This is a genomic window from Streptomyces sp. NPDC006643, from assembly GCF_042870175.1.
Taxonomy (GTDB): domain Bacteria; phylum Actinomycetota; class Actinomycetes; order Streptomycetales; family Streptomycetaceae; genus Streptomyces.
Window position 1 is genome coordinate 224,144 of record NZ_JBIAHA010000013.1, and the last position, 25,818, is coordinate 249,961.

Below are 25,818 nucleotides of genomic sequence, written 5' to 3' on the forward strand. Positions count from 1 at the left end.
CGAAGGGCTGACCAAAGGCTTCTCAAGTAAACAAGACAAGAGCGAATGTCAGTACCCGACTTGACGGGACGTGGGCGGGAGGGTGGCTCGGTGTGGGTTTTTTGGCGCGCTAGGCTGCTGGGGAACCGGCGGGGCGTGGTCGTCGGCCCGGTCCGTCTCCGTCGACGGTCCGTCAACTGGGCCGAGCCGCCCGGGTGTTCATCACCAGATCTTCATCTTCGCCGGTGAACCTCCACCGAACGCCCACGGTGTTCAGGGCAACTATGTCGATCATCACGCGGAACATCACATTCCGCGCTCATGGCGATTGTCTGGACCTGGGTAGAGCTTCCTCCGTGATCTTGCCGAGCGGCAGGATCGGAAGGGATGCCTCACCGTGTCCAGACATACCGCCGGATCATCCGGCCGACGGCGCCGAAGAGGGCGCATAGCCCTGGCGTCCGCCCTGTTGCTGGCGGCCGAGGCCGCCTTGATATCAGGTCAGACAGCCATGGCGGCGCCGGACGAACGGGCCGCGCCCGCCGCGACGGCCGCCGCCGACTCCCCCTCCGCGCAGGAGATCCGGGAGTCGGACCTGGCCTGGGCCGCCCAGCGCGCCAAGGGCTCGATCGCCTGGGCCATCACTCAGGCGAAGAAGACCGGCAAGAAGACCGTCGTCACCGACGAGACGACCGAGACGACGTACACCGTCGCCAATCCGGACGGCACGCTCACCACCGAACTCACCGCCGGTCCCGAGCGGGTCTGGAAGAACGGCGCCTGGCGGAAGACCGACGCCACCCTCGTGGAAGCCGCCGACGGGACCGTCACCTCCAAGGCGCACCCGAGCGGTCTGCGTCTGGGCGGCAAGGGCGGGACCCTGCCGAAGTCGCTGCGTGCGGCGCAGGACGACACCGCCCGTGATCTGGTCACTCTCGGCAGCGGCGAGGACGAGGTCACGTTGCAGTGGAAGGGCGGCCTTCCGAAGCCCGAACTGGACGGCACCCGCGCCCGTTACAAGAACGCCGTGCCGGGTGCCGATGTGATCGTCGAGGCCACCCGTACCGGCTTCGAGCAGTTCGTGGAGATCAACGAGCGGCCCGCCGGCGCCTACTCCTACACGCTCCCGGTCAAGGCCGAGGGCCTGAAGGCGAAGGCGAACAAGGACGGTTCGGTCACCTTCAGCGACGCCAGGACCAATGCCGTACGGGCCACGATGCCCGCCCCGGTCATGTGGGACGCGGCTGTCGACAAGGTCTCCGGCGAGCACACCAACCGGGTCCGCGTCGACATGGAGGTCATCGACAAGGGCGCCGGCCGGGTCGATCTCGTCGTCACCCCGGACGCCGGCTATCTGGCCGACCCGGACACCGAGTTCCCGGTCACCGTCGACCCCTCGACCTCCGCGCTGGCGAACACCTTCGACACCTATGTGCAGCAGGGCGAGACCGTCGACTGGTCGAGCGACGTCGAACTCGACATGGGCAACCCGGGCACCAAGAACCCGGACGGCACGCCGCGCACGGCGCGTTCCTTCATCACCTGGAACACCACGCCGATCCAGGACGCGCTGATCATCGACACCAACCTGGCGCTGTGGAACTTCCACTCCGGCAACACCGACTGTCTCGACCAGGAGTGGACCGTCTGGGACACCGGCGCCCCCTCCACCGCCTCCCGCTGGTCCGCCCAGCCCGCCTGGAACCAGCAGTACCACTCCTCCACCGAGACCAGGGGCAACACCGACTGCGCCGCCACCCAGCCCGACGGCTGGATCAACGCGGACGTCGACACCCTCGTCCAGGCCTGGGCCTCCGCCAAGGCCACCCGCGGCCACATGGGCCTGCGTGCCGCCACCGACGACGTCAAGGCGTGGAAGCGCGTCAACTCCGCCAACAACACGGCCAACCAGCCCAAGCTCAGCGTCACCTACAACTACCGCCCCTCCGACGGCAGTGACCGGCAGGCAGGCGCGCCGTTCAAGTCGTACGCCGGGGTGTGGGCGGTCAACACCACCACCCCGACCCTGCGCGACACCTTCACCGACGCCGACGGCGACACCGTCAGCGGCACCTTCCAGGTGTACGACGCCGCCACCGACACCCCCATCACCACCCCGGCCGGCGAAGGGCTGCTCGTCTCCGGCTTCGTCGCCTCCGGCAAACCCGCCTCCGTCACCGTCCCGGCGGGACAGCTCAAGGACGGCAAGACCTACAAGTTCCGCACCAACTCCTACGACGGCAGTCACTACAACCTCAACTGGTCACCCTGGACACAGCTCGTCGTCGACACCACCGCACCGGGTGAGCCGCAGACCATCACGTCCGAGACGTATCCGGAGGACTGGGGCGGCCCGTCCGGCGTACCGGGCACCTTCGACGTCACCACGGGTGCCCCGGACGCCAACCAGGTGCAGTACCGCCTCGACCCGTACGAGGACGACGCGGCCGACCACGGCTGGCAGTCGGTGCCCACCACCACCGGAACGGCGAGGGCCGCGGCTCCGGACGCCGCGTACACCGTGACCCCGGCGGCGGACGGCAACCACGCGGTGCAGACCCGCACGGTCGACCGGGCGGGCAACGTGGGGCCGATCAAGGACTACGGCTTCACCTCCGGGACCCGGGACTACAACCGCAAGCAGAAGATCGACATCGCGATCCCGCGACTGGATCCGAACGCCGCGCCGCCGGCGCAGACCGACACACCGCAGGCACCGCCGAAGCCCGGCACCGATCCCACCGGCTGGAAGGGCTGGGAGCCCCGCGTCTTCAGCGAGGGCGGCACGGAGGTCACCGTCACCCCCAAGATGGAAAGGTCCCTGGAGGGCACCCGTAAGGCGGCGCAGGCGCTGCGCACCAGGGCGCCGTCCTACCCCGACCCGATCATCAAGGGCTCGTGGTGCCAGCCGTCGCTGTTCGGCGACGCGCAGAAGTCGCTGATCACCCGTAACGAGGCGTGCCTCTTCTACGACGTGGGCTACCGGGTGACGTACATCTACCAGGGGCTCCCGGTCGCCACGTACCGCGCCGACTTCGAGTTCGCCTTCCAGGTCAAGACCGACCCGAAGACGGGCGACATCAAGACCTGGATCCAGATCAACCCGGTCTACAACGACTTCCCGCCGGACGACCGGGCCGTGCTGCTCGGCGACGGCGGTGAGGACGCCTTCATCGACTCCATGTGCTTCAGCGACGGTTGCGAAGGCGGATCGGGAGCGAAGAACTTCGACTTCTACAACGACCTGAGCTGGCAGGGCGGCGGTGAGTACGCCCCGACGGACGGGCACATGGCCACCGGCACCGCGGACCACAAGTGGAACGGCAGCGTCGAGGACGCCGCGGGGACACGCGACCTCGATCTGTCGAAGGAGCTCCCGGTCTGGTTCGTGGGCCACTTCGTCACCGAGTCGGGCCCGCCGGACGGCAAGGGCGACAAGGAGCAGGACACCGGGCCATGGCGGTCCCCCGCCATCGACGTACGGTGCGACAAGGTCGCGGCGAACGGCGCGGACGCCGGGTGTGTACTGCCGCAGTACTTCCCCGAGTACAAGTTCAACACCGCCAAGTACCCGTCGGCCGCCGCGCACGCCTGGCTGATCCAGAACAAGTCGAAGGTCACGGGAGGCGGCAAGACCCGCTCCGACGCGCTCCAGTACCTTCCGAGGAAGGAGCGCAACGAGTGGCTGTACGAGCGTAAGGACAACCGGGACAAGGTGATGTGCCCCAAGTCGCGCTCCAAGCGGACCGACGGCTGGGTCCCGAACAAGCCGTTCCTCAAGCACCCGTGGACGGCTCTGCACCCGGAGATCACCGAAGGGGCCGCCGAGTCGGTGTCCTGCGACGAGTTCCCGTTCTCCTCCAGCTACCAGTCCCCGGGTGTCCCGGCGGCGAAGGACGGACAGAACCCGGCCGGCGCGAACGGCGGCGGCGAGTGCATCCAGACCGTCGCGGCCAAGACCGACGACGGCAGCGAACACCTTCTGGACGACACCCGTTACGACGCGCCGACCTTCAACGAGAAGTGCGGGCGGTCGTCCATGTCGCTGAAGGTCAACTCCGGTTCGATGAGCCTGGACAACTTCTACGAAGGGTTCCTGAAGAAGTTCCGGATCATCGACAAGGACAGCTACACCCTCGACCCGGGCAACGCCTGGTTCAAGGGCTGCGACACCACCAAGGCTGACCTCGTCTGCACGATGGCCAAGCCCTAGGCACATGACGCCGGTCGGCACCGGGCTCTCCGGCCCGGTGCCGACCGGCCGCGTTCAGCCCCGGTCAGTGCAGCGGCGCCCAGTGCTCGGCGGCGTCCGTCAGCCACGAACTCTCCGGGTCGTCCCAGATCAGGCAGCCGTGGACGATGCCCGGCACGTCGGCGGACCCCGTCGAATCGGCGGGCCCCTCTGTCAAGGCGCGGTGAACGGCCGTCAGATAGGCGGCGATCGACGGATACCGCGGCTCGTCGATCCCCTCGGGAAGCTCCCAGGAGCCCACACCGTCAGGGCCCGCGTAGTGACCGGACTCGGGCCCGGCCTCGTCCCGGGTGAGCCAGGGCACGACCGGTGCGCCCCACCCGCCGCTGCCGCCGAGCAGCGCCGCGGACATGGCCTGCTCCGGGGTGAGTACGACTCCGCCGGGCAGAAAGGCCCCCGAGCCGATCTCCTCCTGCTCGTCGCCCTCGATCTCCTGGTGCTCCACCCCGCCGCAGAGCCGCCACAGCGCCGCCAACTCGGCGGGCAGCCCGTACCCGAGACGCTGCCTCAGCTGCTCGTCCACCGCGGTGATGTCCGCCTCCGGCGCGGGCGGCAGCAGGGAGGCGTACGACGTGGGGGCATGGTCCGCCAACCATCCGGTGAGAGCCCCCCATGCCTCGGCAAGGGCGGCGTCCTCATGTCTCTGTATCGGCATCCGCCCACCGTAACAACGGCGCCCGGCCCGCGATGGTCGTCATCGCCTCGTCCGGCACGCCGTGCGCGGAGAGTGTGGCCGAGGTGATCCTCAACGGGCTTTCGCCGCCCGGCTGAGGCGGTTGTCCCGTGCCCGTCCGTCGGTGCAACTCGGCTGACACGGCAGGGAGTTGTCGGCCAAAGTTCGCGGCGGACGGTGTCCGAAAGACAACGGCCACGGTCCTCGACACGGGCCCCGTCCTAGCATCGTGGCCATGCTCACCACCCCCCAGCCCCGGGCAGCGCGGCGTCGGCAAGAGGCAGGTCCACACTCGTGAACGTCACCGTCGTGGGCGGGGGCATCGCCGGGTTGACCTGTGCCCTGAGCCTGCACGCCGCCGGGTTCCGGCCGCGGGTGTGCGAGTCGGCGCGGACGATCGAGGCGGTCGGGGTGGGGATCAACCTGCTGCCGCACGCCGTCCGGGAACTCAGCGAACTCGGACTGGCCGACGAACTGGCCGCCGTCGCGCTGCCGCCGCAGCGGCTGAGGTACTACGACCGGGCGGGCGAACCGGTGTGGGAGGAGCCGCTGGGACTCGCGGCCGGTTACCACTGGCCGCAGTACTCCGTCCACCGGGGTCTGCTGCACATGCTGCTGCTGACGGCGGTCCGCGAGCGTCTGGGGCCGGACTCGGTCCGTACCGGCCTGCGTTTCCGGCGCTTCGAGCAGACGGCGGACGGTGTCCGGGCCCACTTCCTGGACCGGACGACCGGCCGGGAGGCGACCGAGGACGCCGACCTGCTGATCGGTTCCGACGGCATCGACTCCGTGGTCCGCGCCCAACTCCACCCGGAGGAGGGCCCGTCCCGTGGGAACGGCGTCCATATGTGGCGCGGAGTCGCGCCGTATCGGCACATACTCGACGGCCGTTCGATCGTGGTCGCGGGCGGCACCCCCGGTGCGAAATTCGTCGCCTATCCGATCCAGGACCCGGTGACCGAGGGCGGCGAAGCCCTGATGAACTGGGTGCTGGAGGTACGGCATGAACGGCCCGGCGCGCCGCTGGACCGCTCGAACCGTCGCATCACGCCGGCGGAGGCCCTCGCGGGCCTGGCCGACTGGAGCCTGCCGTGGATCGACCTGGCGAAGCTGGTCGAGCACTCCTCGGCGATCTTCGAGTACCCCATGCTCGACCGCGACCCGCTGCCCTCCTGGGGCCTCGGACGGGTCACCCTGCTCGGCGACGCCGCGCACCCGATGTTCCCGATGGGCATGAACGGCGGATCGCAGTCCGTCATCGACACCCGTGTGCTGGCCTGGTGCCTGGCCGGGGAGCCCGATCCGGTGGCCGCGCTCCGCCGTTACGAGGAGCTGCGCCGGCCCGCGGTCAACGCGATCGTGCTCAGCAACCGGGAGTTGGGGCCCGAGGAGATCATCGCGCGAGCCGCCGAGCGCGGCGGAGCGCTGCCCGCCGACGAGGCCATGAGGATCGCGAACGGTTACCGGACGCTGGCCCGGGCCACGGTGGAGCAGGTCAACACCCATGAGTCGTGGTCGGTCTCCCGCGACACGGCGGGCCCGGCGCTCTGAGACCGTGACCGCCGCCGGCGCGGGACAGCGCCCGCTAGGCCGCCAGCAGATCCGACAGCCGCTCGCGGACGCCGTCCCTGCCGTCCTCCTCCGGGGCCGGCACCAGCCGGTCGCGCCGGCGTGGGTCCCGGGAAAGGACGTGCAGCCGCCCGTCGTTACGGGCCAGGACCAGATCGGTGCTGGTCCCCGCCGTCTCGGCCGAGCCGACCGCCGTGTACTCGGTGACGGTCACCAGCGCGGAGCGCTCCGCGCCGCTGAGCACGGCATCGGTGTCCGTGGACGGATCGGTGTCCGCCGACGGGCCCCGGGGCAGCCAGTCCGTGAGCATACGGAGCGCCTCGTCCAGCTTGTGCAGGCCGATCTGGTGGACACCGAGCGCGTCGATACGGACCATCAGACAGATCTGTTCCGGCTGGGGGAGCAGCAGGACGCGCCACGGCTCGCCCGGTTCCGTTCCGGTCGTACGGGCGTCGAGCACCTTCCTGGCGCGCTGCTGGAACGCCACGGCGATGCCCAGGTCGCCCCGTACCTGCACCTCCTCGCCCGACGAGCCCGCGAGGAGCAGTTCGCGGGCGGCCAGCGAGCGGACGGCCTCGGCGAGTTCGTCCTCCGACGGCCGGGCCTCCAGGAAGTCCACGATCGCGTCCACGGCGGTGAGTTCGGCGATGGTGTACGCGCCGAGCAGCACCGGGCCGGTGTTCACCAGATCGACCACGGCCGAGACGAGCCCGTGCGGAACGGATGCCTCGCCGGGGCCCGGCTGCGACGCCGGGGGAGCGCCGTTCTGATCCTCGCTCATGACGAACCTCCTGTCCGCCAGTCGTCCGCGGCGGGCGCCGTACGGCTCGCACGCAGCACCGCGGCGGCGGTACGGGACGGGGTCTGGGTCACCCACACGTCGGAGTTGCCGAACAGGCCCCGGCCGCCCCTGTCGGACAGCGCCTGCCCCAGCTCGCCGGCCAGGTCCGGCCGGTCCGGCGGCGGGAACCGGTCCGCCAGCTCCTGGGACGCGGAGGTGACGTCGTCGTTCGCCTCGATCCGCCGCAGCGCCTGGGTCAGGGACCGCGCGATGGGCGGCGACAGGGACGTGGGCACCGCCAGAACGGGCGAGAGATACATCGGGCGCCGCTCGGTCATCCGCGACAGTCCCCAGGGGCCGACGTTGCTGTCGGTGAACTTGTACACCACGTAGTCCATCAGGTGCCGCAGATCGCTGGGACGCGGCAGCTTGGGCCCGCCGAACGCGGCCGGGGTCTTCTCCAGCTGCACCCAGGTGCCCTGCGCCGTCCGGCCGTGCAGCTTCTCCCGTACGACCTGTCCGCGCATCCCGATGTCCGGGTAGAGCTTTTTGTCGATGTCGCGGTGGTGGCTGGAAAGCCGGGGATGGCTGCCCTTGGCGAGCCGCCACTTCTCGTACAGCCCCGGATCGTCCACCAGCACATGGCCCCCGCGCAGTACGTCTCTGAGCTGCGGCACCTGGAGCCCGTGCCCCTCCAGGTCGAGCAGAATCTCGGCTTCCTCCGGGCTGAGCCGTCCGGCGGCCTTGACCAGGCCCTTCCGGTACGCTCCCGCCCGCGCGGTGATCTCGATCATGAGCCGCACCCTGGTACGCACCAGGTCCGCCTGTTCGGCGCGGGCGGTGTCGGAGGCCGCCGTGCCGGGTCGCTGGGCGCGCGAGACGAACGCCCGCGTGTGCTTGCGTTCCATCTGGCCAGTACAGCACGCCGGGCAGGTACGCGCAGGGCAGGGCGATGCCCGCGGGCGCAGCCCTGCCCTGCGCGTACCTGCCCGCGGGCGTCAGAGCACGAGTGCGCGTCGGGGCGCCTCGTCGAGGATGCGGTCGGCCGTCTCGCCGGGGGTCAGGGCCGCGGTGTCGAACCACCAGCCCGCGTCGCCGAACTCACGCCTCATGTCGGCGTCGAGGGCTTCGTAGCCGTCGAAGTCGAACCGGTCAGCGGGATCCCGGACGGTGTTGCGGTGGCGGCAGACCTCGATGCCCGGTGTGAGGACGACGAACAAGAGGCGGCGCGGTGCGAGCAGTTCGCGGAAGAAGTCCAGCTTCTCGCAGGAGGGGATCATCGCGTCGATCAGGGGTGTGAAGCCGGCGTCGGCGAAGTTGTTCGCCAGCGCGCACAGGTTGCGGTGCAACAACTCCACCTGGCGCGCCGCCTCGTCGGCCGGCTCGCCCAGGGCCCAGACGAAACCGTTGACGATCATTCTGTTGAACTCGTCGCCGTCCAGCCGGGCGGAACGCGGCAGCCGCTCGGCGACCAGTCTGGTCACGGTCGACTTGCCGGCCCCCGGCATCCCTGTCACGAGAAGGCAGTCGGATGCTCCCACGGTCATCACGGCGGCATCGTGCCAGCGGGCCCGTCGGCCGGCAATCGTATTTACGCGGGCACCCTCCGGCAGCGGGTGTTCTCCCGGTCGGGGGGTGTCCTCCCGGTCAGGCCGGGGTGGGCACCGGGATCGCGTGGGTGCGCATCAGGCGCAGCGACGCGCGGGCGATGTCCCCCACGTCGGCGGTGCCGCCGCTGTCGACCCACTTCTGGAGGACCACCTCGACGACGTTCACGGTCGCCGCCGCCGTCAGCGTGGCGAGCAGTCCGGGGTCGGTGTCGCCCATGCGCCGGGTGATCTCCCGGTCCAGCGCCTGCCGCCAGCGCCAGTTCTGGTCCGCGAGCCTGGCCCGTAGCGCGGCGGTCCGTCCGGTCATCTCGTACAGCGCGATCAGCCGTCCGGAGTTGGCGGTGACGGTCCGCTCGATGCTGTCGATCACCGCGTGGAGCGCCTGTGGCAGCGGCAGGTCGTCGGGCTGTTCGACGAGCGCCGTCAGCGCGGTGGTCAGGCCCTCCTCGACGAAGTCGACGACCAGCGCCTCCTTGGTCGCGTAGTACCGGTAGAGCGTTCGGGTGCCGACCTCCGACGCGGCGGCGATCTGCTCGATGGTCGTCTCCTCGTAGCCCTGCGTGACGAACAGCTCGAACGCGTTGTCCGCGATGAGCTGCCGGGTGCGCTCCATCTTGGTCTCACGCAATCCCATGCCTTCACCTCCATCGCTCCGACCGGCGGCCGACCCTAACACTGCCACCTGACAGTCGCTGTCAGGTGGCAGTGAGTAAGCGCATGGTTGCGGCAGTATCTGCCGCCTGGCACGCTTGGCCGTGTGGCACTGACTGCCGTTTCTGACTGCCGTTTCTTCTTCTCCGAGGAGCTGGGCACATGATGGGTGAGACCACGTCCGACATCCAGGCCGCCGCGGGAAGCTTTCCCACCACCAGAGAGCCGGGCTGCCCGTTCGACCCGCCGGCCGCGTTCGCCGGTCTGCGCGACCAGGACACGTCCACGCGGTTGCTGTCCTGCCCGGCCGGGATCGACGCGCACGTCGTCACCACCCACGCCGATGTCCGCTCGGTACTGACCGAACCCACGCTCAGCTCACGCTGGGCCCCGTCCTTACACGTGGTGGTCAACAGCGATTTCGAGCGACAGCCGGAGCCGGGCTCGATCCTCCAGCTGGACGGCGCCGAGCACACCAGGCTGCGCAGGCTGCTGACGCCGGAGTTCACCGTCAAACGCGTGCAGGCCATGCGCCCGTACATCCAGCGTCTGATCGACGAGCGCATCGACGCGATGCTCGCCGCCGGCGCGCCGGCCGACCTGTACCGCGACTTCGCGCTGCCCATCCCCTCGCAGGTGATCTGCGAACTGCTGGGTGTGCCCTACGAGGACCGGGACCGGTTCGAGCGGCAGACCGGTGTGATGCTCTCCGTCGACCGCGAACCGGCCGAGGTGGACACGGCCTTCGACGAGGTCACCCAGCTCATGAGGCAACTGGCCCAGGACAAGATGGCCGAGCCGACCGACGACCTGCTGGGCCGGCTGATCGTACGGGCCCGGGAGACCGGCCAGGAGCTGAGCATCCCCGAACTGGGCATGCTGGGGCTCTCGTTGCTGGTCGCCGGTCACGAGACGACCGCGAACATGATCGGGCTCAGCACCCTGGCCCTGCTCCGCCAGCCCGACCAGCTCGAAGCGCTGCGCGCGGACCCGGGCCTCGCCGGGACCGCCGTCGACGAGATGCTGCGGTACATCTCACCCGTACAGTTCGGGCTGCTGCGTCGTACGACCGAGGACACCCCGGTCGGCGAGGGCACACTCGACGCCGGGGAGTGGCTGGTGGCCGCGCTGGCCTCGGCCAACCGGGACGAGACGGTCTTTCCCGCCGCCGACCGGATCGACCTCAAGCGCCCCGCCACGGCGCATCTGGCCTTCGGCTACGGCATCCACCAGTGCCTGGGCCAGCAGTTGGCGAGGGTCGAGCTGCGGGAGGTCTTCGCCCGGCTGCATCAGCGGATTCCCACGCTGCGGCTGGCGGTGCCCTTCGAGGACATCGAGTTCAAGGACAACGCGCTGGTGTACGGCGTACGCGCGCTGCCGATCACCTGGGACGGGCCGAGTGGCGCGGAGGGCGGGCGGTGATGCGGGTCGTCGTCGACGCGGACATGTGTGTCGGGGCCGGGCAGTGCGTACTGGCCGCGCCCGAGGTCTTCGACCAGCGGGACGAGGACGGCATGGTGGTCCTGCTGCTGGAGAATCCGCCCGGCCATCTGGAAGAGGCCGTCGACCAGGCCTCGCTGCTCTGCCCGGCGCTCGCCATCCGGACCGTGGACGAGTAGCGGTGACGTGCGCGATCAGCGTCCCCGCGCCGGGACGCTGATCGCGCACGCCGCGGCGCAGGGGCGTCGGTACGGGGCGGTCCTCGGCGAGGGAAGGCTGCGAGGTGTTCGCCGTGGACGGTGCGCGACGGGTCTTCCGTACGGCGGGCTTCCCCGCCGCCGGGAGCGCACCGTCCGCCGTTCTCAACGCGGCTCGGGCCTGACGATGTTCATCGCCCGCTCCACCGACTCGTCGCTCAGACTCGGCGTCGTCAGGGGCGCGTTGTCGGGGCGCAGGCGCAGGCCGTTGAGGAGCACGTCGAGGTAGCGGCGCCAGATGTCCGGCTGCCCGCCCCGGGTGAACTGGGCGGCGGCGTACAGCATGTGCTGGATGACGGGGATGTCGGAGGGAGTCACCTCCGGACGGAGATCCCCGCTCTCCTGGGCCCGCCGAATCAGGGCTTCGAGGAACGGCAGCATGCCGCCGCGCGCGGTCTCGATGGGCTCGGACGTGTGCTCGCCCAGCATCAGGACTTCGTGCAGACCGCGGTTCTCGGCGAGGTCGGCCGTCATCTCCGTGAGGAAGTCGACCAGTCCCTGCCAGGGGTCGGGGTGGGCGAGGGCGCTCTCGGCCGACTCCTGCCGGATCCGGAGGTCCTCCTCGAACAGGGCGCGGATGAGGGACTCCTTCGTGGGGAAGCGGCGGTAGAGGGTGCCGACGCCCACCCCCGCGTGGCGGGCCACACCGTCGAGCGTGACCCCCAGCCCCTGTTGACCGAAGACCTCACGCGCCGCGTGGAGAATGCGTTCACGGTTGAGGGCGGCGTCCCGCCGTAGCGGTCGGCCGCCCTCGACCGGACCGTTCTGTCCGGAAGTCTCCGTCATGCGACCCAGGGTAGTCCCGTGGATCAGGCCGGCCGGCCGGGTCCCCGCTCGCGCGTGATCAGCCATACGCAGCCGAGGCTGAGCAGCGTGACCCCGGTCAGATACAGGGTGATGGGCGTGGTGGAGGCCCAGTTGTTGTAGAGGGCCGTGGCGACGGTCGGGGCGATACCGCCGCCCAGGATGGACCCCAGCTGGTAGCCGAGAGAGGCCCCGCTGTAGCGGATCTCGGCCCGGTACAGCTCCGAGAAGAGCGCGGCGATCGGTCCGTAGACGATGCCCATGAACACCGCGGTGGCCAGCAGCGCTGACAGGATCAGCGCGGAGTCGGCGGTGTCGATGAGCGGGAACAGCGTCGCCGCGCACACCACCAGGCCGGTCGAGCCGACGAGGAGGATCCGGCGCCGGCCGTGCCGGTCGGAGAGGGCCGAGGCCCAGGGGATGACCGCGAGCCAGACCCCGGAGGCGATGAGGGTGAAGGTGAGGATCAGATTCCGGCTGAGGCCGAGCACCGCGGTCGAATACGACAGCAGGTAGGACATGAAGATATATCCCACCGCGTTGATTCCGATGAACGCTCCCGCGGAAAGGATGACTTCCCGCCAGTGCTCCCGGAGCACGGATATGAAGGGCATACGGTGTTCGGTGCTCGACTCCTTGACTGCCTCGAATTCCTTGCTCTCCGAAATGGTCAGCCGAATGACCAGACCCGCGATCACCATGACGGCGCTCGCCAGGAAGGGAACCCGCCAGCCCCAGTCCAGGAACGCCTCGTCGCTGAGATTTGTCGTCAGGCCCAGGAATACGAGGTTGGCGATGATGAGACCGCCCGGCACACCCATCTGAGGAAAGCTTCCGTAGAAGGATTTCTTGCGTTCCGGGGCATGTTCGACGGCCATCAGGACCGCGCCGCCCCACTCGCCGCCGACGCCTATTCCCTGAATGAATCGCAAGGTCACCAGAAGGATCGGCGCCCATACGCCGATGCTGTCGTACGTGGGCAGCAGCCCGATGCCGATCGTGGCGAATCCCATGGTCAGCAGGGAGATGACCAGCATGGACTTACGGCCGACCCGGTCGCCGAAGTGGCCCATGACGATGCCGCCGAGGGGGCGGGCGAGGAAGCCGACGGAGTAGGTGGCGAAGGACGCCAGCGTACCCGCCGCCGGGGAGACGGAAGGGAAGAAGAGCGGTCCGAAGACTATCGCCGCCGCCATGCCGTAGATGAAGTAGTCGTACCACTCGATCGCCGTTCCGATGAGACTCGCTGTCGCTACTCGCAACGGCCGCGTCCGTTTCCGCGCGGCCGTGTCCGACGGGCTTCGTTCGATGGTCACGACTGTCTCCTGACAGGGGTGAGTTCTGTCGCCGTTGCTATTACCGATGAGCGGTGGGAAAGGGGGCGCCGGCGCGAAGTCCGAGGGTGACTCGGTCTGTTTTCGGGCACGGCGGAGAGAAGCTTCGGGGGTGGCGGTGCCACGCGCCGATTTGTCGGTCGATCGCCACTCGGGAGCGGCCGACCGAACGATTGGTCGTCTGGTGTGCGGTAAGTAAAGGGAGCCCCCTATCCCCTGTCAAGAGATCCGGGCGAAGGGATCTCCGGCAGGGATCTCCGGCCGGTGGGACCGGCCTGGTGCTCGGGTCGCGGCGGTGCTACCGTGCCGAACTGGAGAAGTTATCTCCACTTACCGAGGGGCTCCTATGGCCACACGCGGCAGGTTCGGCGCGATCGCTGGGATCGCGCTTCTCGGGCTGGTGGTGACGGCGTGCTCGTCCGCCGGGCCCACGACCACCACCGGCGCCATGGTGCTCGCGGCCCCGGGGGCGGGCGCCGACTGTCCGCGAACCCCCGCCCCGCCCGGCGCCCCGCCCGGCGGGTCCGTCCCGGTCGCGAAGACGGTCAAGCCGACCAGTACGAGATCCAGCACGGTCATCTCTCCCAGCGGCCCGCAGATGCGGTGCGGCCGAGTGGAAGTGACGATGCGTCAGGACATCACGTACGCGTCACCCGCGGTCGGCGGCGAGCCCCACGATCTGCGGCTGGACCTCCAGATCCCGCGGACGAAAGGCCTCAAACCCCTGGTCGTCCATCTCCCCGGCGGCGGCTTCAGCAGGGCCGACAAGGGGGCCAACCTCGACGGGCGCACCTATGTGGCCGAGCGGGGTTACGCCGTGGCGAGTGTCGAATACCGCACCACGAGCACCGGCTCCACCTACCGGGACGGCGTCGCGGACGTGAAGTCGGCGGTCCGCTATCTGCGCGCCCACGCCGACGAGTTGGGCATCGACACGACCAGGGTGGCCGTGTGGGGTCAGTCGGCCGGCGGCTATCTGGCGGCGATGACCGGGGCGACCAACGGCAGGGAGCGGTTCGAGCGGGGCGACCATCTGGACCGGAGCAGCGACGTCCAGGCCGTCGTGGACCAGTTCGGCGCGAGTGATCTGTCGAAGATCGCCGACGACTTCGACGCGGAGACCAGGGCCGTGTACATGGCGCCCGGCAGCTTCATCAACGCGTATGTCTTCGGCCCGAATTCGACCGGGACCGTGGCGACGGACCGGGCCGCCAGCAGGGCGGCCGACCCCGCCACGTATCTCGGCCCGTCGTCGGCGCCCGTCGTCATGCTCCACGGCGACGACGACCACATCATCTCGCCCAGCCAGTCACTGATCCTGCTCGACGCCCTCAAGGCGAAGCGGGTGGACGGCGCGCGGTATGTCGTCAAGGGGGCCGATCACGGCGATCTGTCGTTCCTGGGCGACACCGAGGCCGGGAAGAAGTGGACCACCCGGAAGGTGATGGACACGATCACCCGCCATCTGGACAAGGAGCTTCGGCGCTGAGGCGGGCACGCTCCGCGCCAAGTGGCCGTACCCCTCAAGGTGGTTGACGAGCCGGCGACGGCGCCGCGGGGGCGATCCCGCGGCGCCGTCGGTGCGAGGTCGTCCCCGCGCGGTGCGGTGGCTCAGACGCCGACGCCGAAGTCCGTCGCGATGCCGGAGAGGCCGGAGGCGTAACCCTGGCCCACCGCGCGGAACTTCCACTCCGCGCCGTTGCGGTACAGCTCGCCGAAGACCATCGCGGTCTCCGTGGAGGCGTCCTCGGTGAGGTCGTAGCGGGCCAGTTCGGCGCCGCCGTCCTGGTTCACCACGCGGATGAAGGCGTTGCGCACCTGGCCGAAGCTCTGGCCGCGGGACTCGGCCTCGTGGATCGAGACCGGGAAGACGATCTTGTCGACATCGGCCGGGACGCCCGCGAGGTTGACCTTCAGCGACTCGTCGTCGCCCTCGCCCTCACCGGTGAGGTTGTCACCGGTGTGCTCGACCGAACCGTCGGGGCTCTTAAGGTTGTTGTAGAAGATGAAGTGCTGGTCGGAGGGGACCTTGCCGGCCGCGTTGACCAGCAGGGCGCTCGCGTCGAGGTCGAAGTCGGCGCCGGTGGTGCTGCGCGCGTCCCAGCCCAGGCCGATGAGCACCGCCGTCAGGCCCGGGGCCTCCTTGCTGAGCGAAACGTTGCCGCCTTTGGAGAGGGAAACTCCCACGATCTTCTCCTGGTGCTCGATGGTATGGACTGATCAAAATCTACAACACTGTAGAAAATGCGACACAGGTGAGTCGGCCATCGCTCAACTGCCGGGCGCCGCACGGAGAAAGGGCTTGCTCCCGGTGTACTGCGGGCGCCCTAAGGGCAACTTCGTCATGAAACCCGGCGGCGTTGTCGGGTTTGTGCCGTCCGTGATCACTTCCGTCTCACTAGGTTGCGCCTGCCGCCCCGCTTTCCGATGGGGCGGCGGGGGTGGATTCGCGACATGACGGTTATCAAGGGCGTGGGCGGTGCGGACGGTGGAGAGAGACCGGACACGGGCGGGGACAGACCGGACACGGGTGGGGACAGACCGGACACGGGTGGGGCCCGCTGCCGTATCGACGTCGACGCCGACGGTGCGTACAACTGGCGGGTGGTCGCCCAGAACGGACGCGTCGTCGCCGTCTCCGCGCGGCCGTACGGGGAGTACGACCTCTGCCGCAGCGCCTTCGAGACGCTGTGTCGCGGCCACGCGGAACTGGCCGGAGCCGTACAGCACACCGCGGGAGGCAATGGCTGGATGTGGTTATTACGTGACGCGGAAGGCGGCGTCGTCGCCGTCTCCGCGCGACCCTACGAGCGGCACTCGACCTGCCGCGCGGCCTGGCAGCGGTTCCGGGCCCTGCTGACCGACATGGTGGAAGTTACGGGAAGTTGCCCTTAGGGCACACCTCGTTCACATCTCGGTGCGCGCGCGTCAATCGCGCACCGAGAGCGTCGGCCACGTGACGAGAAGAGCGAGTGGGGCGGACATCGATGTGCCCCGGAGGCTGTACGCGGACCCGGGCCTGCCCGACCGTGTCTTCCGGGGGGTCGCCCGAGGCGGAGGCGGACTGGTACTCACCGTCATGCTCCTGGTCGGCGGATTCCTGCTGTACCGGGCATGGCAAGCGCTCTCCAGGGCGGGCTGGTCGTTCCTGACGACCGAGGCGTGGGAACCGGACGCCGGCCGCTTCGGGATCGCGGCCGTCCTGGTCGGCACCGTGCTGATCGCACTGGTCGCGATCGTCGTCGCCGTACCGCTCGCGGTGGGCGGCGCGCTCTACATCTCGGAGTACGCCCCGCCCCGGCTGCGCCAGACACTGATCGGTGTGGTCGACCTGATGGCCGCCGTGCCGTCCGTCGTCTACGGGCTCTGGGGTCTGTTCTTCTTCGAGGGGCAGATCCTGCCCACCGCCCGCTGGATCGCCACCTACTTGAGCTGGATCCCGGTCTTCGAGGTGGCCGGGGCCGACCCGAACGACCCGCTCGCGCCGGAGACCGTCTACACCTCGTCGACCCTCATCGCAGGTGTCGTCGTGGCCCTGATGGTCGCGCCGATCGCCTGCTCGGTGATGCGCGAGGTGTTCTCACAGGCGCCGGTCGGCGAACGCGAGGGCGCGTTCGCGCTCGGAGCCACCCGCTGGGGCATGATCTCCAGCGTCGTCCTGCCGTTCGGCAAGGGCGGCATGATCGGCGGCACGATGCTCGGGCTCGGCCGCGCGCTCGGCGAGACCATCGGTGTCTACCTGATCATCTCGCCGGTCTTCGAGATCCAGTGGCATGTCCTCCAGAGCGGCTCCAGCTCCGTCGCCGCGCTGATCGCCCTGCGCTACGGCGAGGCCAGCGAGTTCGGCATGTCGGCCCTGATGGCCGCGGGCTTCGCGCTCTTCCTGATGACGCTCGTCGTCAACTTCGCCGCGTCCTCGATCGTCGCCCGCAGCCGGTCCGGCGCGGCGAGCGAGTGAGGCCGGCGCGGATGGCGGGCGCGGGTGAGCGGGACATGGCCGTCGGGTGGGCCGCGACGAGTGACGTGTACGGACCGAGCGGGTCGACGAGGGGACAGCACAGATGACCATCGCGCCGGAGAGACCGGTCGCACCGGGCGGCACCGGTCCGAATCTACGCGCGCCGACCGCGGGGGAGCGGCGGCGCTCGCCGGGCCAGCTGCGCGCCACCGACGTGTACGCCCTGCTGGGCGCCGCCGCTGCCGCCCTGTCCCTCACCGGGCTGATGTTCACCCGGCTGCTGCCGTTCAGCGGGACCGTCGGGTTCGTGGTCGTCGCGTACGTCCTGTTCCTGCTGCTCTACGGGCTGTTGGTGTCCTTCGACGAGGACGGGCCCGCGGTACGCGACCGGATCGCCGCCGTCGTCGTACAGAGCCTCGGCCTGGTGATGGTGGGCGCGCTCGCCGTGGTCGTCGTCTACACCCTGTGGGAGGGGCGCAGGGCGCTGCCGCATCTGAACTTCTTCACCGAGGACATGGCCCAGGCGGGGCCGCTCGACCCGCTGACGACCGGCGGCATCCTGCACGCGATCCTCGGCACCCTGGAACAGATCACCATCGCGCTCGCGATCACGGTGCCGACCGGGCTGCTCTGCGCGGTCTTCCTCAACGAAGTGCCGGGCCGGTTCGCCCGGTTCGTCCGCACCGTGGTCGAGGCGATGACCGCCCTGCCGTCGATCGTCGCGGGCCTGTTCATCTACGCGACGATCATCCTCGCGCTGGGCTTCGACCGGTCCGGCTTCGCCGCCTCCCTCGCGCTCTCCGTGATGATGCTGCCGATCATCATCCGCGCGGCCGACGTGGTGATCCGGCTGGTGCCGGGCAATCTGCGCGAGGCGGCGTACGCGCTCGGCACCTCCCGCTGGCGCACCGTCTGGCACGTCGTGCTGCCGACCGCGCGCTCCGGACTGACGACCTCCGTGATCCTCGGCACCGCGCGCGGGGTCGGTGAGACCTCGCCGGTGCTGCTCACCGCCGGATTCACCGCCGAGATCAACGGCAACCCGTTCGAAGGGCCGCAGCTCTCCCTGCCGCTGGCCACCTTCGAGTTCGTCAAGTCGCCCGAACCCACCATGATCGCCCGCGGTTTCGGTACGGCGGCGGTCCTGATGGCGCTCGTCCTGCTGCTGTTCGTCGTCGCCCGCGTCATCGGCGGGCGCGGACCGGGCCAGTTGACACGTCGTCAGGAACACCGGCGGGTGCGGGCGTCCCGGCAGGACGCCGAACGGTTCGCCGCCCGCGCCGGAGCCGGCCCGAGCGGTCCCGGCGCCAACTCGCCCACCGAACAGCCGAGTCCGCCCCGTACAGCCCGAAGGAGTGCCCCGTGAGACCGGCCACCGTCTCCCGACTCGCCCTGGCGGTAGCGTCGTTGCTCTGCGCGCTGCTCGCCTTCCACGCCCCGGCCGCCGAGGCGGCCTCGTACACCAAGATCAGCGGCGCGGGCTCCACCTGGAGCTCCAACGCCCTCGACCAGTGGCGCCGCAACGTCTCCGCCAACAGCGGTATGACCGTGAACTACGCCGCGCTCGGCTCCTCCGTCGGCCGCGAGCAGTTCAAGAACGGCACCGCCGACTTCGCCGTCTCCGAGATCCCGTACGGACTGACCGAGGCCGGGGCCACCGACGCGCCGCCCAAGCGCGGCTACGCGTACATGCCGATCGTCGCGGGCGGCACCGCCTTCATGTACAACCTCAAGATCGGCGGCAAGAAGGTCACCAACCTGCGGCTGTCCGGCGAGGTCGTCACCAAGATCTTCACAGGCAAGATCACCATGTGGAACCACCCGGAGATCCGGACCGACAACCCCGGCCTCAACCTGCCCGCCGCCCGGGTCATCCCGGTGGTGCGCTCCGACGGCTCCGGCACGACCGCCCAGCTGACCACCTGGATGTCCAAGCAGCACCCCGCCCTGTGGAACGACTACTGCGGCCGGGCCGGACGTTCCACGCCCTGCGGCATGACCTCCTACTTCCCCGTCGTGCCCGGTTCGTCGCACATCGCCAAGTCCGGCTCGCTCGGCGTCTCCGGCTTCACCAAGCAGGGGCACGCCGAGGGCGCCATCACCTATGTCGAGTACTCGTACGCCATCACGACCGGCTTCCCGGTGGCGAAGATGCTCAACGCGTCCGGCTACTACGTCGAGCCCACCGCCTCCAGTGTCGCCGTGGCCCTGCTGAAGGCCCGCATCAACGAGGACAAGGGCTCGCCGAACTATCTGACGCAGATCCTCGACAACGTCTACCGGTCGCCCGACCGCCGCACCTACACGCTCTCCAGCTACAGCTACATGATCATCCCGACCAAGGCGGAACAGCCCTTCACCACCGCCAAGGGCAAGACGCTCGGCACCTTCGCCAAGTACTTCCTCTGCGACGGCCAGCAACAGGCCCAGGAACTCGGCTACTCGCCGCTGCCCAGAAACCTCGTCCAGGCCGGATTCGCACAGGTCAGGAAGATCCCCGGCGCGCCCGCCGGCAGCACCGACATCTCCAAGTGCCGCAACCCCACCTTCTCCGCGGACGACTCCAACGCCCTCGCCAACAGCGCCCCGTACCCGAAGGCGTGCGACAAGCGCGGACCGACGCAGTGCGCGGACGGCACGGCCGGCGCCAAGGAGAAGACACCCGTCAAACCCGGTGCGACGAGCGGCGGTTCGGGCGGCTCGGGCCCTTCCGCCTCCGGCGGCACGGCCGGGGCCTCGGGCGGTACGGCCGGCGCGACCGGCGGCGCGGCGGCGGGAGGCGCCACGGGCGGCGACACCGCGGGCACCGCGGGAGCCACCGCCGGTACGGCGGGCACCGCGGCCGGCGGGGTCATCGACCCGGACACCGGCGAACTGATCAGCGGCGACGGCATCGGCGGGGACTCCTCCGTCGTGGGCAACCCGGTCACACTCGCCTCCGGCGACTCGGGCGGACTGCGCGGCGTACTCATGGCCCTGTCCGCCGTCCTGCTGCTCGGCGTGGTCGTCGGCCCACCGCTCACCGCACGCGCGCTCGCCGCGCGCAACCGACGCAAGGAAGGCTTCCGATGAGCACGCGCCCCGGCAACGTCGCGTCCGTACGCACGCGGACCACGACAGGTATCACCGCGCTGCTCGCCGCCCTGGTGGTGGCGCTGCTCCCGCTGCCCGCCACGACCACCACGGCGCAGGCGGCGGACTCCTCGCGGGCGGCCGGTTCCGCGGTCACGGTGACCGGCAAGAAGGGGAAGTACGACGACTTCTCCTCCCTCAAGGTCACCGTCCACCAGACCGAGCAACTGCGCGCGCAGGGCGTGCGCGTCAGCTGGACCGGAGCCAGGCCCACCGAGAACGGCTTCAGATACAACTACCTTCAGCTGATGCAGTGCTGGGGCGACGACCCGGACGGGCCCGACCGCGACCAGTGCCAGTTCGGCGGCAGCGGCGTCACCCAGAGCGGCGGCGGCTGGAGCGCGCTGCGGCAGATCGGCGCGGTGCCCGACCCGGCGGAGACGCAGTACGTCGACAACGGCCAGGGCGAGAGTTACGTACCGTTCCGCCCCGCCAACGGCGAGAAGCCGACCGCCGGTTCACGTGACTGGACCTACTTCGGGACCCTCGACACCAACGAGGAGCCGTACGCGATCACCCACGCGGACGGCACCGGCGAGTTCACCTTCCCGATGCTCACCGACCAGGGAGCCGACCACCTCGGCTGCGGTGCCCCCGTCAAGCAGGGCAGCACCGTCAAGGGGCGGTCCTGCTGGCTGGTGATCGTGCCGCGCGGCGAGCACGACGTCGACGGCACGACCGGCCCGGCCAACCTACTCCAGTCCTCCCCGCTCTCCGCCTCCAACTGGGCCCAGCGGATGGTCGTCCCGCTCGACTTCCTGCCGGTCGGCAACACCTGTCCGGCCGACCGGGCGGAGCGCCGGGTGACCGGCTCCGAGCTGGTCACCGACGCCATCTCGTCGTGGCAGCCCGCGCTCTGCTCGGCCCCCGGCGGCGCCAAGTTCGCCTTCAGCCAGAGCGGCGAGGGCGGGGCGAGGGACACGATCTCCCGTCCGGCCACCGGCTCACCCGGCCTCGCCTTTACCGTCGACCCCGTCGAGGCACCGTCGGACGGCCCCGACGTCGTCCACGCCCCCGTCGCGGTCAGCGGCCTCGCGGTCGGCTACTTCATCGAGATGCCGGGCTCCGGACAGCTCACCTCGATGAGACTCACCCCCAGACTGCTGGCCAAACTGCTCACCTCCTCGTACCAGAAGGACGTGACACGAAGCCGCCGGGAAATACCCGAGCACATCAAGGACAATCCGCAGAGTCTTTTCCACGACCCGGAATTCAAGGAGATGAACCCGGAGTTCAAGGACTGGGGGCCCGGCTCCCTGCCGCCCATGAGTCTCCTGGTGCAGCTCGCGAACACGGACACCACACGAATGGCCTGGCAGTGGCTCAGGTCGGACCGTGAGGCGAGGGAATTCATGTCGGGCACCGCCGACCCCTGGGGCATGAAAATAAATCCGTTCTTCGCGGACATCGGCCTCACCACCGACGTCTCCCTGTCGGAATTCCCCAAGGCCGACCCGACCAAGACCACGGTGACCATCGGCGAGGAGGCGCTGGAGTACGGGACGACCGAGGTGGCCCCGTACGTCCAGGACATGCACGACGGCGCGCTGCGCACCCGGCGCGGCAACAACGGGTCCACCACCACACCCGCCGCGGGCGCCAGCGGCTCGCCCGCCAAGCTGGTCAACACCCCGCCGCTGCCGGGTCAGCGGATGGTCCTCGCGCTCGTCGACGCCGCGTCCGCCGCGCGGTACGGCCTCCAGACGGCGGCCCTGCGCAATGCCGCCGGCACGTTCGTCACCCCCACCACCGGCTCCCTGCTCGACGGTGTCGCGGCCATGAAGAAGTCCCCGGTGCCGGGCGTGCTCGGCACCGACCCGGGCGCGGCCAGGGGCGGTGCCTACCCCCTGACCTCGGTCGTCTACGCCGCCGGATTCACCAACACCCCGGCGGCCGACCGCAAGGACTACGCCGACCTCGTCCGGTACGCGGTCGGCGACGGCCAGGCACCCGGCGTCTCACCGGGCCAACTCCCGCCCGGCTACGCCCCGCTGCCCGCGGCGATGCGCACCCAGGCGCTGGCGGCGGCCGAGCGGCTGCGGACCGCCAAGGAGACCGGGGAGGACGGCGACACCGCAGGCGGCGGCGGAGACGACCCGGCCGGAGCCGGGTCGTCGGGAGGCGGGTCCACCGGTGGCCTGGACGGCGGGGCCGGCGCCTCCGGCGGAGCGGCCGGCGGCGGCGACCCGGCCACCGCCGCGAACCCGGACACCGGCGCCACGCCCGACGCGCGCGCGACACCGCCCGACCCGGACAAGCAGAACGTGGCCGAGTCCGGCGGGCTGACGCCCTCCACCGTCCTCGGGATCATCCGCTGGGTGCTGCTCGGTGTGCTCGTCGCGGGCGGCTTGGCGGCCCTTTCCGGTCCGATACTGCTGCGCCTTTCCGCCCGTAAATCGGGGCCGGGCTCTCCAGGAGTCGTCTAGGAAAGCATCTCGTAACCTGATCAACCTTATGAGTTGGTGGTCGGCCGTCACTGGATAAGGAAAAGTAATCGGTGGCCGGTCGACGGGCCGGTGAATCAGGAATTCGGAATTCTGCGCCACTGCGGTTCCGTGTTTTTCGGTCTCGCGACTCAGTGTTCAGTGTTCAGTGCTTTCGCTTGAGCGTCCTTTCCTCGTATCCGTAATGACGGAGGAGAACAGAAGTGAACGTCAAGTCCCGCGCACGTATCGGTGCCCTCGTCGGCGCCACCGCCCTCGCCCTCGGCGCCCTGGCGGTACCGGCCTCCGCCGACCCCGGCACCGGCAACTACCGGGTGCTCGCCGGTGTCGGCTCCGACACCACCCAGGACGTCGTCAACGGTCTGGGCACCGCCGTCGACAGTGGCACCCTCATCGCCTCGTACAACGCCACCGGCTCGACGACCGTCAAGACGCGCGCGACCAACTGTGTGATCCCGCGCCCCAACGGCTCCTCGGCCGGCATCAGCGCGCTGAACAACGCGATCGACAACAACACCGGCTGCGTCGACTTCGCGCGCTCCTCGCGCGGCGTGGCCAACAACTCCACGACCGACCTGACTTTCGTCCCGTTCGGCAAGGACGCGGTGACCTTCGCGGTCCGCGGCAACAGCGCGCTGCCCAAGGCGCTGACGACCGCCCAGCTCACCTCCATCTACACGTGCGGCACCACCTCGCTGAACGGCGTCGCGCTCACCCCGCTGCTGCCCCAGGCCGGCTCCGGCACCCGCTCCTTCTTCCTCAGCTCGCTGGGCCTGACCGAGGACACCTTCGGCGCCTGCGTCGACGACACCGTCCAGGAGCACAACGGTGAGGCGCTGAACAGCGCCGGCGACATCGCCCCGTACTCCATCGCCCAGTACATCGCCCAGGGCAACCAGCCCGGCGATGTCATCGACCGCCGCGGCCTCGCCGTGCTCGGCTCGCTGAACGGTGTCCAGCCCACGCTGGCCAACAACACGCTGAACCCCGCCTTCCCGTTCAACCGTGACGTCTACAACGTCGTCCCGACCGCCAAGCTGACCAACGCCACCATCGCCGCCACGTTCGTCGGCTCGACCTCCAAGGTCTGCGCGCAGAGCGCCGTGATCCAGGAGTACGGCTTCGCGACGATCGCCAACTGTGGCAGCACCGTCCTGAAGGGCGAGAGCTGATCACCAGCAGCTGACAGCGCGCCGGCCGGGCACCCCTCAGGGGTGTCCGGCCCCACGGCGTACCCCGGCACCGGGGGCCGCCCACCGCACCGCCGGTCCCCACGCCATCTGCCAAAGACCCGATTTCACGGACCGGACTTCACGGCCCCGGCTCCACAGCCCGCAACTCCACCGACCCCAACTCCACCGACCCCAACTCCATCGACCCGACAGTCCCATTGGGGGGCGACCCACCATGAGAAGCACCGCACTGCCCGACACCCGATCGAGAACGTCCGCCGTCACCGCCCTGCTGCTCTGCTGCTCGCTGCTGCTGGCAGCGGCGGCAGCCGTCGTCGGCCTCGCCCCCCAGGCCCGCGCGGCCGAGGACCTCGGCGAGCTGACCTTCGCGACGACATCGGGCAAGATCGCCGACAACCCGACCTTCCCGAAGGTCAGCACCGACGCGGCCTGCCCCGCGGACTTCGCGGAGCAGCTTCAGCTGACTCTGCTCGTCCCGGGCGGGGAGAGCGGCACGCTGCTGCTCGGCAAGACGAACGTCGGCGCGCCCTACCAGGGCCCCGTGACCGCCGACATCCCCGCCGGGACATCGCTGGAGGCCCGGCTGGGCAGGGCCGTTCCCTCCGGGGAGTTCGACGGAACGTACGAGATCCGTCTCCTCTGCCGTAACGCCGCCAACGTCGGCGCCGAGTACTTCAGCGCCCAGATCCAGGTCACCGGCGACTCCTGGGCCGTCAAGGCCGCCGCCGCGACGCCGACCACCACGAGCCTCACCGCCACGCCCGCGAGCACGGCGCCCGTCGGGGCCGAGGTCACGCTGAAGGCGGCCGTCACGCCCGCCGGCGCGGCCGGCAAGGTGACGTTCCTCGACGGCGCCGACGTGCTGGGCGCGGTCGATGTCGCCGACGGCGCCGCCGAGTTGAAGACGTCGGCGCTCGGCGCCGGTACGCACTCGCTGACCGCGAAGTTCGTCCCGACCGACCCGGCCGCGTTCGACCCGTCCGAGTCCCCGGCCGCCGACTACACGATCACCGAGGCCGGTTCGTCGCCCCCGCCGGACCCCGACCCGACCGACGAGCCGGCGGACCTCGACGTCACCGACGAGGACGGCACGCCGCTGGACGTCAACCCGACGCTCACCGCCGGACAGAAGGTCCTCGTGACCGCCCGCGGCTACACCGAGGACGCGAAGGTCAAGGTCGTGCTCACGGGCAGCGAGGAGACGTTCGCCGACGCCACCGCCGACGCCGAAGGCACCGTCGCCGACTACGCGTTCACCGTGCCGGACCCGCTGGCTGACGGCTCGTACACCCTCACCCTCACCGAGGACAAGGCGGAGGGCCATCTCGTCGAGTTCGTCTTCAGCATCGGCGAGGCACCCGGTCCCGAACCCACTCCGAGCGGGTCACAGAGCGCCGACGGCGGTGCGACCGGCGGCTCGACGGGGGGCTCGGGCGGCGGTGACACCGGCGGCTCGGGCGATTCCGGAGGCGGCGGCGACGGTGGCACGGGGCCGCTGGCGTCGACCGGCGGCAGCGCGCTGACGCTGGCGCTCGCCGCGCTCTCCCTGTGCGGGCTGGGCACGCTGTTCGTGGTGCGCGCCCGCCGCGGGGGCCTGCTCAAGTTCTGAGGTACGGGGGTGGGGCGGGGGCCGGCGCCCCCGCCCCCCCCCCCCCCCCCCCCCCCCGGGCCGCCCCCGCGGGCCCCCCCCCCGGGCGCCCCCCCCCCCACCCCGGGGGGGGGGGGGGCGCGGGGCGGGGGC

At 70.2% G+C, this 25,818-nt stretch carries 20 protein-coding genes; 12 read left to right on the forward strand and 8 right to left on the reverse strand.

The annotated features are described in order from the left end of the window. Positions 1–490: 490 nt before the first annotated feature. Positions 491–4,192, forward strand: coding sequence for a DNRLRE domain-containing protein (locus ACFYNU_RS19475; RefSeq protein ID WP_388766828.1), 3,702 nt, complete (start codon positions 491–493; stop codon positions 4,190–4,192). 64 nt (positions 4,193–4,256) lie between these two features. On the opposite strand, the gene ACFYNU_RS19480 is transcribed toward ACFYNU_RS19475, so the two are convergent. Next, on the reverse strand, positions 4,257–4,886 hold the full coding sequence (locus ACFYNU_RS19480; protein ID WP_356590791.1) for a hypothetical protein: 630 nt from the start codon (positions 4,884–4,886) through the stop codon (positions 4,257–4,259). A 312-nt stretch (positions 4,887–5,198) separates the two neighbouring features. Here ACFYNU_RS19480 and ACFYNU_RS19485 point away from each other — a divergent pair, with 312 nt between their 5' ends. After that, positions 5,199–6,455 (forward strand): flavin-dependent oxidoreductase, encoded by a 1,257-nt coding sequence (locus ACFYNU_RS19485; RefSeq protein WP_356590793.1) that lies wholly within the window; start codon positions 5,199–5,201, stop codon positions 6,453–6,455. A 34-nt stretch (positions 6,456–6,489) separates the two neighbouring features. On the opposite strand, the gene ACFYNU_RS19490 is transcribed toward ACFYNU_RS19485, so the two are convergent. From ACFYNU_RS19490 to ACFYNU_RS19505, 4 genes are all read right to left on the reverse strand, one after another. After that, positions 6,490–7,254 (reverse strand): hypothetical protein, encoded by a 765-nt coding sequence (locus ACFYNU_RS19490; RefSeq protein WP_356590795.1) that lies wholly within the window; start codon positions 7,252–7,254, stop codon positions 6,490–6,492. Continuing rightward, positions 7,251–8,162, reverse strand: a complete 912-nt coding sequence (locus ACFYNU_RS19495; protein WP_356590797.1) for a hypothetical protein — start codon at positions 8,160–8,162, stop codon at positions 7,251–7,253. The genes ACFYNU_RS19490 and ACFYNU_RS19495 overlap by 4 nt, the downstream gene beginning before the upstream one ends. A gap of 90 nt (positions 8,163–8,252) precedes the next feature. After that, positions 8,253–8,801, reverse strand: a complete 549-nt coding sequence (locus ACFYNU_RS19500) for an AAA family ATPase (RefSeq protein WP_356590799.1) — start codon at positions 8,799–8,801, stop codon at positions 8,253–8,255. A 100-nt stretch (positions 8,802–8,901) separates the two neighbouring features. Then, on the reverse strand, positions 8,902–9,498 hold the full coding sequence (locus tag ACFYNU_RS19505) for a TetR/AcrR family transcriptional regulator (RefSeq protein ID WP_356590801.1): 597 nt from the start codon (positions 9,496–9,498) through the stop codon (positions 8,902–8,904). 182 nt (positions 9,499–9,680) lie between these two features. On the opposite strand from ACFYNU_RS19505, the gene ACFYNU_RS19510 reads away from it, so the two are divergent. Beyond that, complete coding sequence (locus tag ACFYNU_RS19510) at positions 9,681–10,937, forward strand: cytochrome P450 (RefSeq protein WP_356590803.1); 1,257 nt, start codon at positions 9,681–9,683, stop codon at positions 10,935–10,937. Next, positions 10,937–11,134, forward strand: coding sequence for a ferredoxin (locus ACFYNU_RS19515; protein WP_356590805.1), 198 nt, complete (start codon positions 10,937–10,939; stop codon positions 11,132–11,134). The genes ACFYNU_RS19510 and ACFYNU_RS19515 overlap by 1 nt, the downstream gene beginning before the upstream one ends. Before the next feature lie 183 nt (positions 11,135–11,317). On the opposite strand, the gene ACFYNU_RS19520 is transcribed toward ACFYNU_RS19515, so the two are convergent. Together ACFYNU_RS19520 and ACFYNU_RS19525 are read right to left on the reverse strand one after the other, a co-directional pair. Then, positions 11,318–11,998, reverse strand: a complete 681-nt coding sequence (locus ACFYNU_RS19520; protein ID WP_356590807.1) for a TetR/AcrR family transcriptional regulator — start codon at positions 11,996–11,998, stop codon at positions 11,318–11,320. Positions 11,999–12,021: 23 nt separating this feature from the next. After that, entirely contained in the window at positions 12,022–13,332 is a 1,311-nt protein-coding gene (locus ACFYNU_RS19525; RefSeq protein WP_356590809.1) for an MFS transporter, read from the reverse strand. 364 nt (positions 13,333–13,696) lie between these two features. On the opposite strand from ACFYNU_RS19525, the gene ACFYNU_RS19530 reads away from it, so the two are divergent. Next, positions 13,697–14,839 (forward strand): alpha/beta hydrolase, encoded by a 1,143-nt coding sequence (locus ACFYNU_RS19530; protein WP_356590811.1) that lies wholly within the window; start codon positions 13,697–13,699, stop codon positions 14,837–14,839. Positions 14,840–14,961: 122 nt separating this feature from the next. On the opposite strand, the gene ACFYNU_RS19535 is transcribed toward ACFYNU_RS19530, so the two are convergent. Continuing rightward, complete coding sequence (locus ACFYNU_RS19535) at positions 14,962–15,537, reverse strand: TerD family protein (protein ID WP_023538067.1); 576 nt, start codon at positions 15,535–15,537, stop codon at positions 14,962–14,964. A gap of 267 nt (positions 15,538–15,804) precedes the next feature. Between ACFYNU_RS19535 and ACFYNU_RS19540 the strand changes: the two genes are divergently transcribed. The 7 genes from ACFYNU_RS19540 to ACFYNU_RS19570 all read left to right on the forward strand — a co-directional run bounded on the left by ACFYNU_RS19540 (position 15,805) and on the right by ACFYNU_RS19570 (position 25,686). Beyond that, positions 15,805–16,245, forward strand: a complete 441-nt coding sequence (locus ACFYNU_RS19540) for a hypothetical protein (RefSeq protein ID WP_356590813.1) — start codon at positions 15,805–15,807, stop codon at positions 16,243–16,245. Between the two features lie 61 nt (positions 16,246–16,306). After that, complete coding sequence (pstC, locus tag ACFYNU_RS19545; RefSeq protein ID WP_356590815.1) at positions 16,307–17,308, forward strand: phosphate ABC transporter permease subunit PstC; 1,002 nt, start codon at positions 16,307–16,309, stop codon at positions 17,306–17,308. Between the two features lie 103 nt (positions 17,309–17,411). Then, positions 17,412–18,674 (forward strand): phosphate ABC transporter permease PstA, encoded by a 1,263-nt coding sequence (pstA, locus tag ACFYNU_RS19550; protein ID WP_356590817.1) that lies wholly within the window; start codon positions 17,412–17,414, stop codon positions 18,672–18,674. Then, complete coding sequence (gene pstS / locus ACFYNU_RS19555) at positions 18,671–20,380, forward strand: phosphate ABC transporter substrate-binding protein PstS (protein WP_356590819.1); 1,710 nt, start codon at positions 18,671–18,673, stop codon at positions 20,378–20,380. Before pstA ends, pstS begins: the two co-directional genes overlap by 4 nt. After that, positions 20,377–22,866 (forward strand): hypothetical protein, encoded by a 2,490-nt coding sequence (locus ACFYNU_RS19560; RefSeq protein WP_356590821.1) that lies wholly within the window; start codon positions 20,377–20,379, stop codon positions 22,864–22,866. The genes pstS and ACFYNU_RS19560 overlap by 4 nt, the downstream gene beginning before the upstream one ends. Before the next feature lie 221 nt (positions 22,867–23,087). Next, complete coding sequence (locus ACFYNU_RS19565; protein WP_356590823.1) at positions 23,088–24,056, forward strand: substrate-binding domain-containing protein; 969 nt, start codon at positions 23,088–23,090, stop codon at positions 24,054–24,056. 235 nt (positions 24,057–24,291) lie between these two features. Then, on the forward strand, positions 24,292–25,686 hold the full coding sequence (locus ACFYNU_RS19570) for an Ig-like domain-containing protein (protein WP_356590825.1): 1,395 nt from the start codon (positions 24,292–24,294) through the stop codon (positions 25,684–25,686). Positions 25,687–25,818 lie beyond the last annotated feature (132 nt).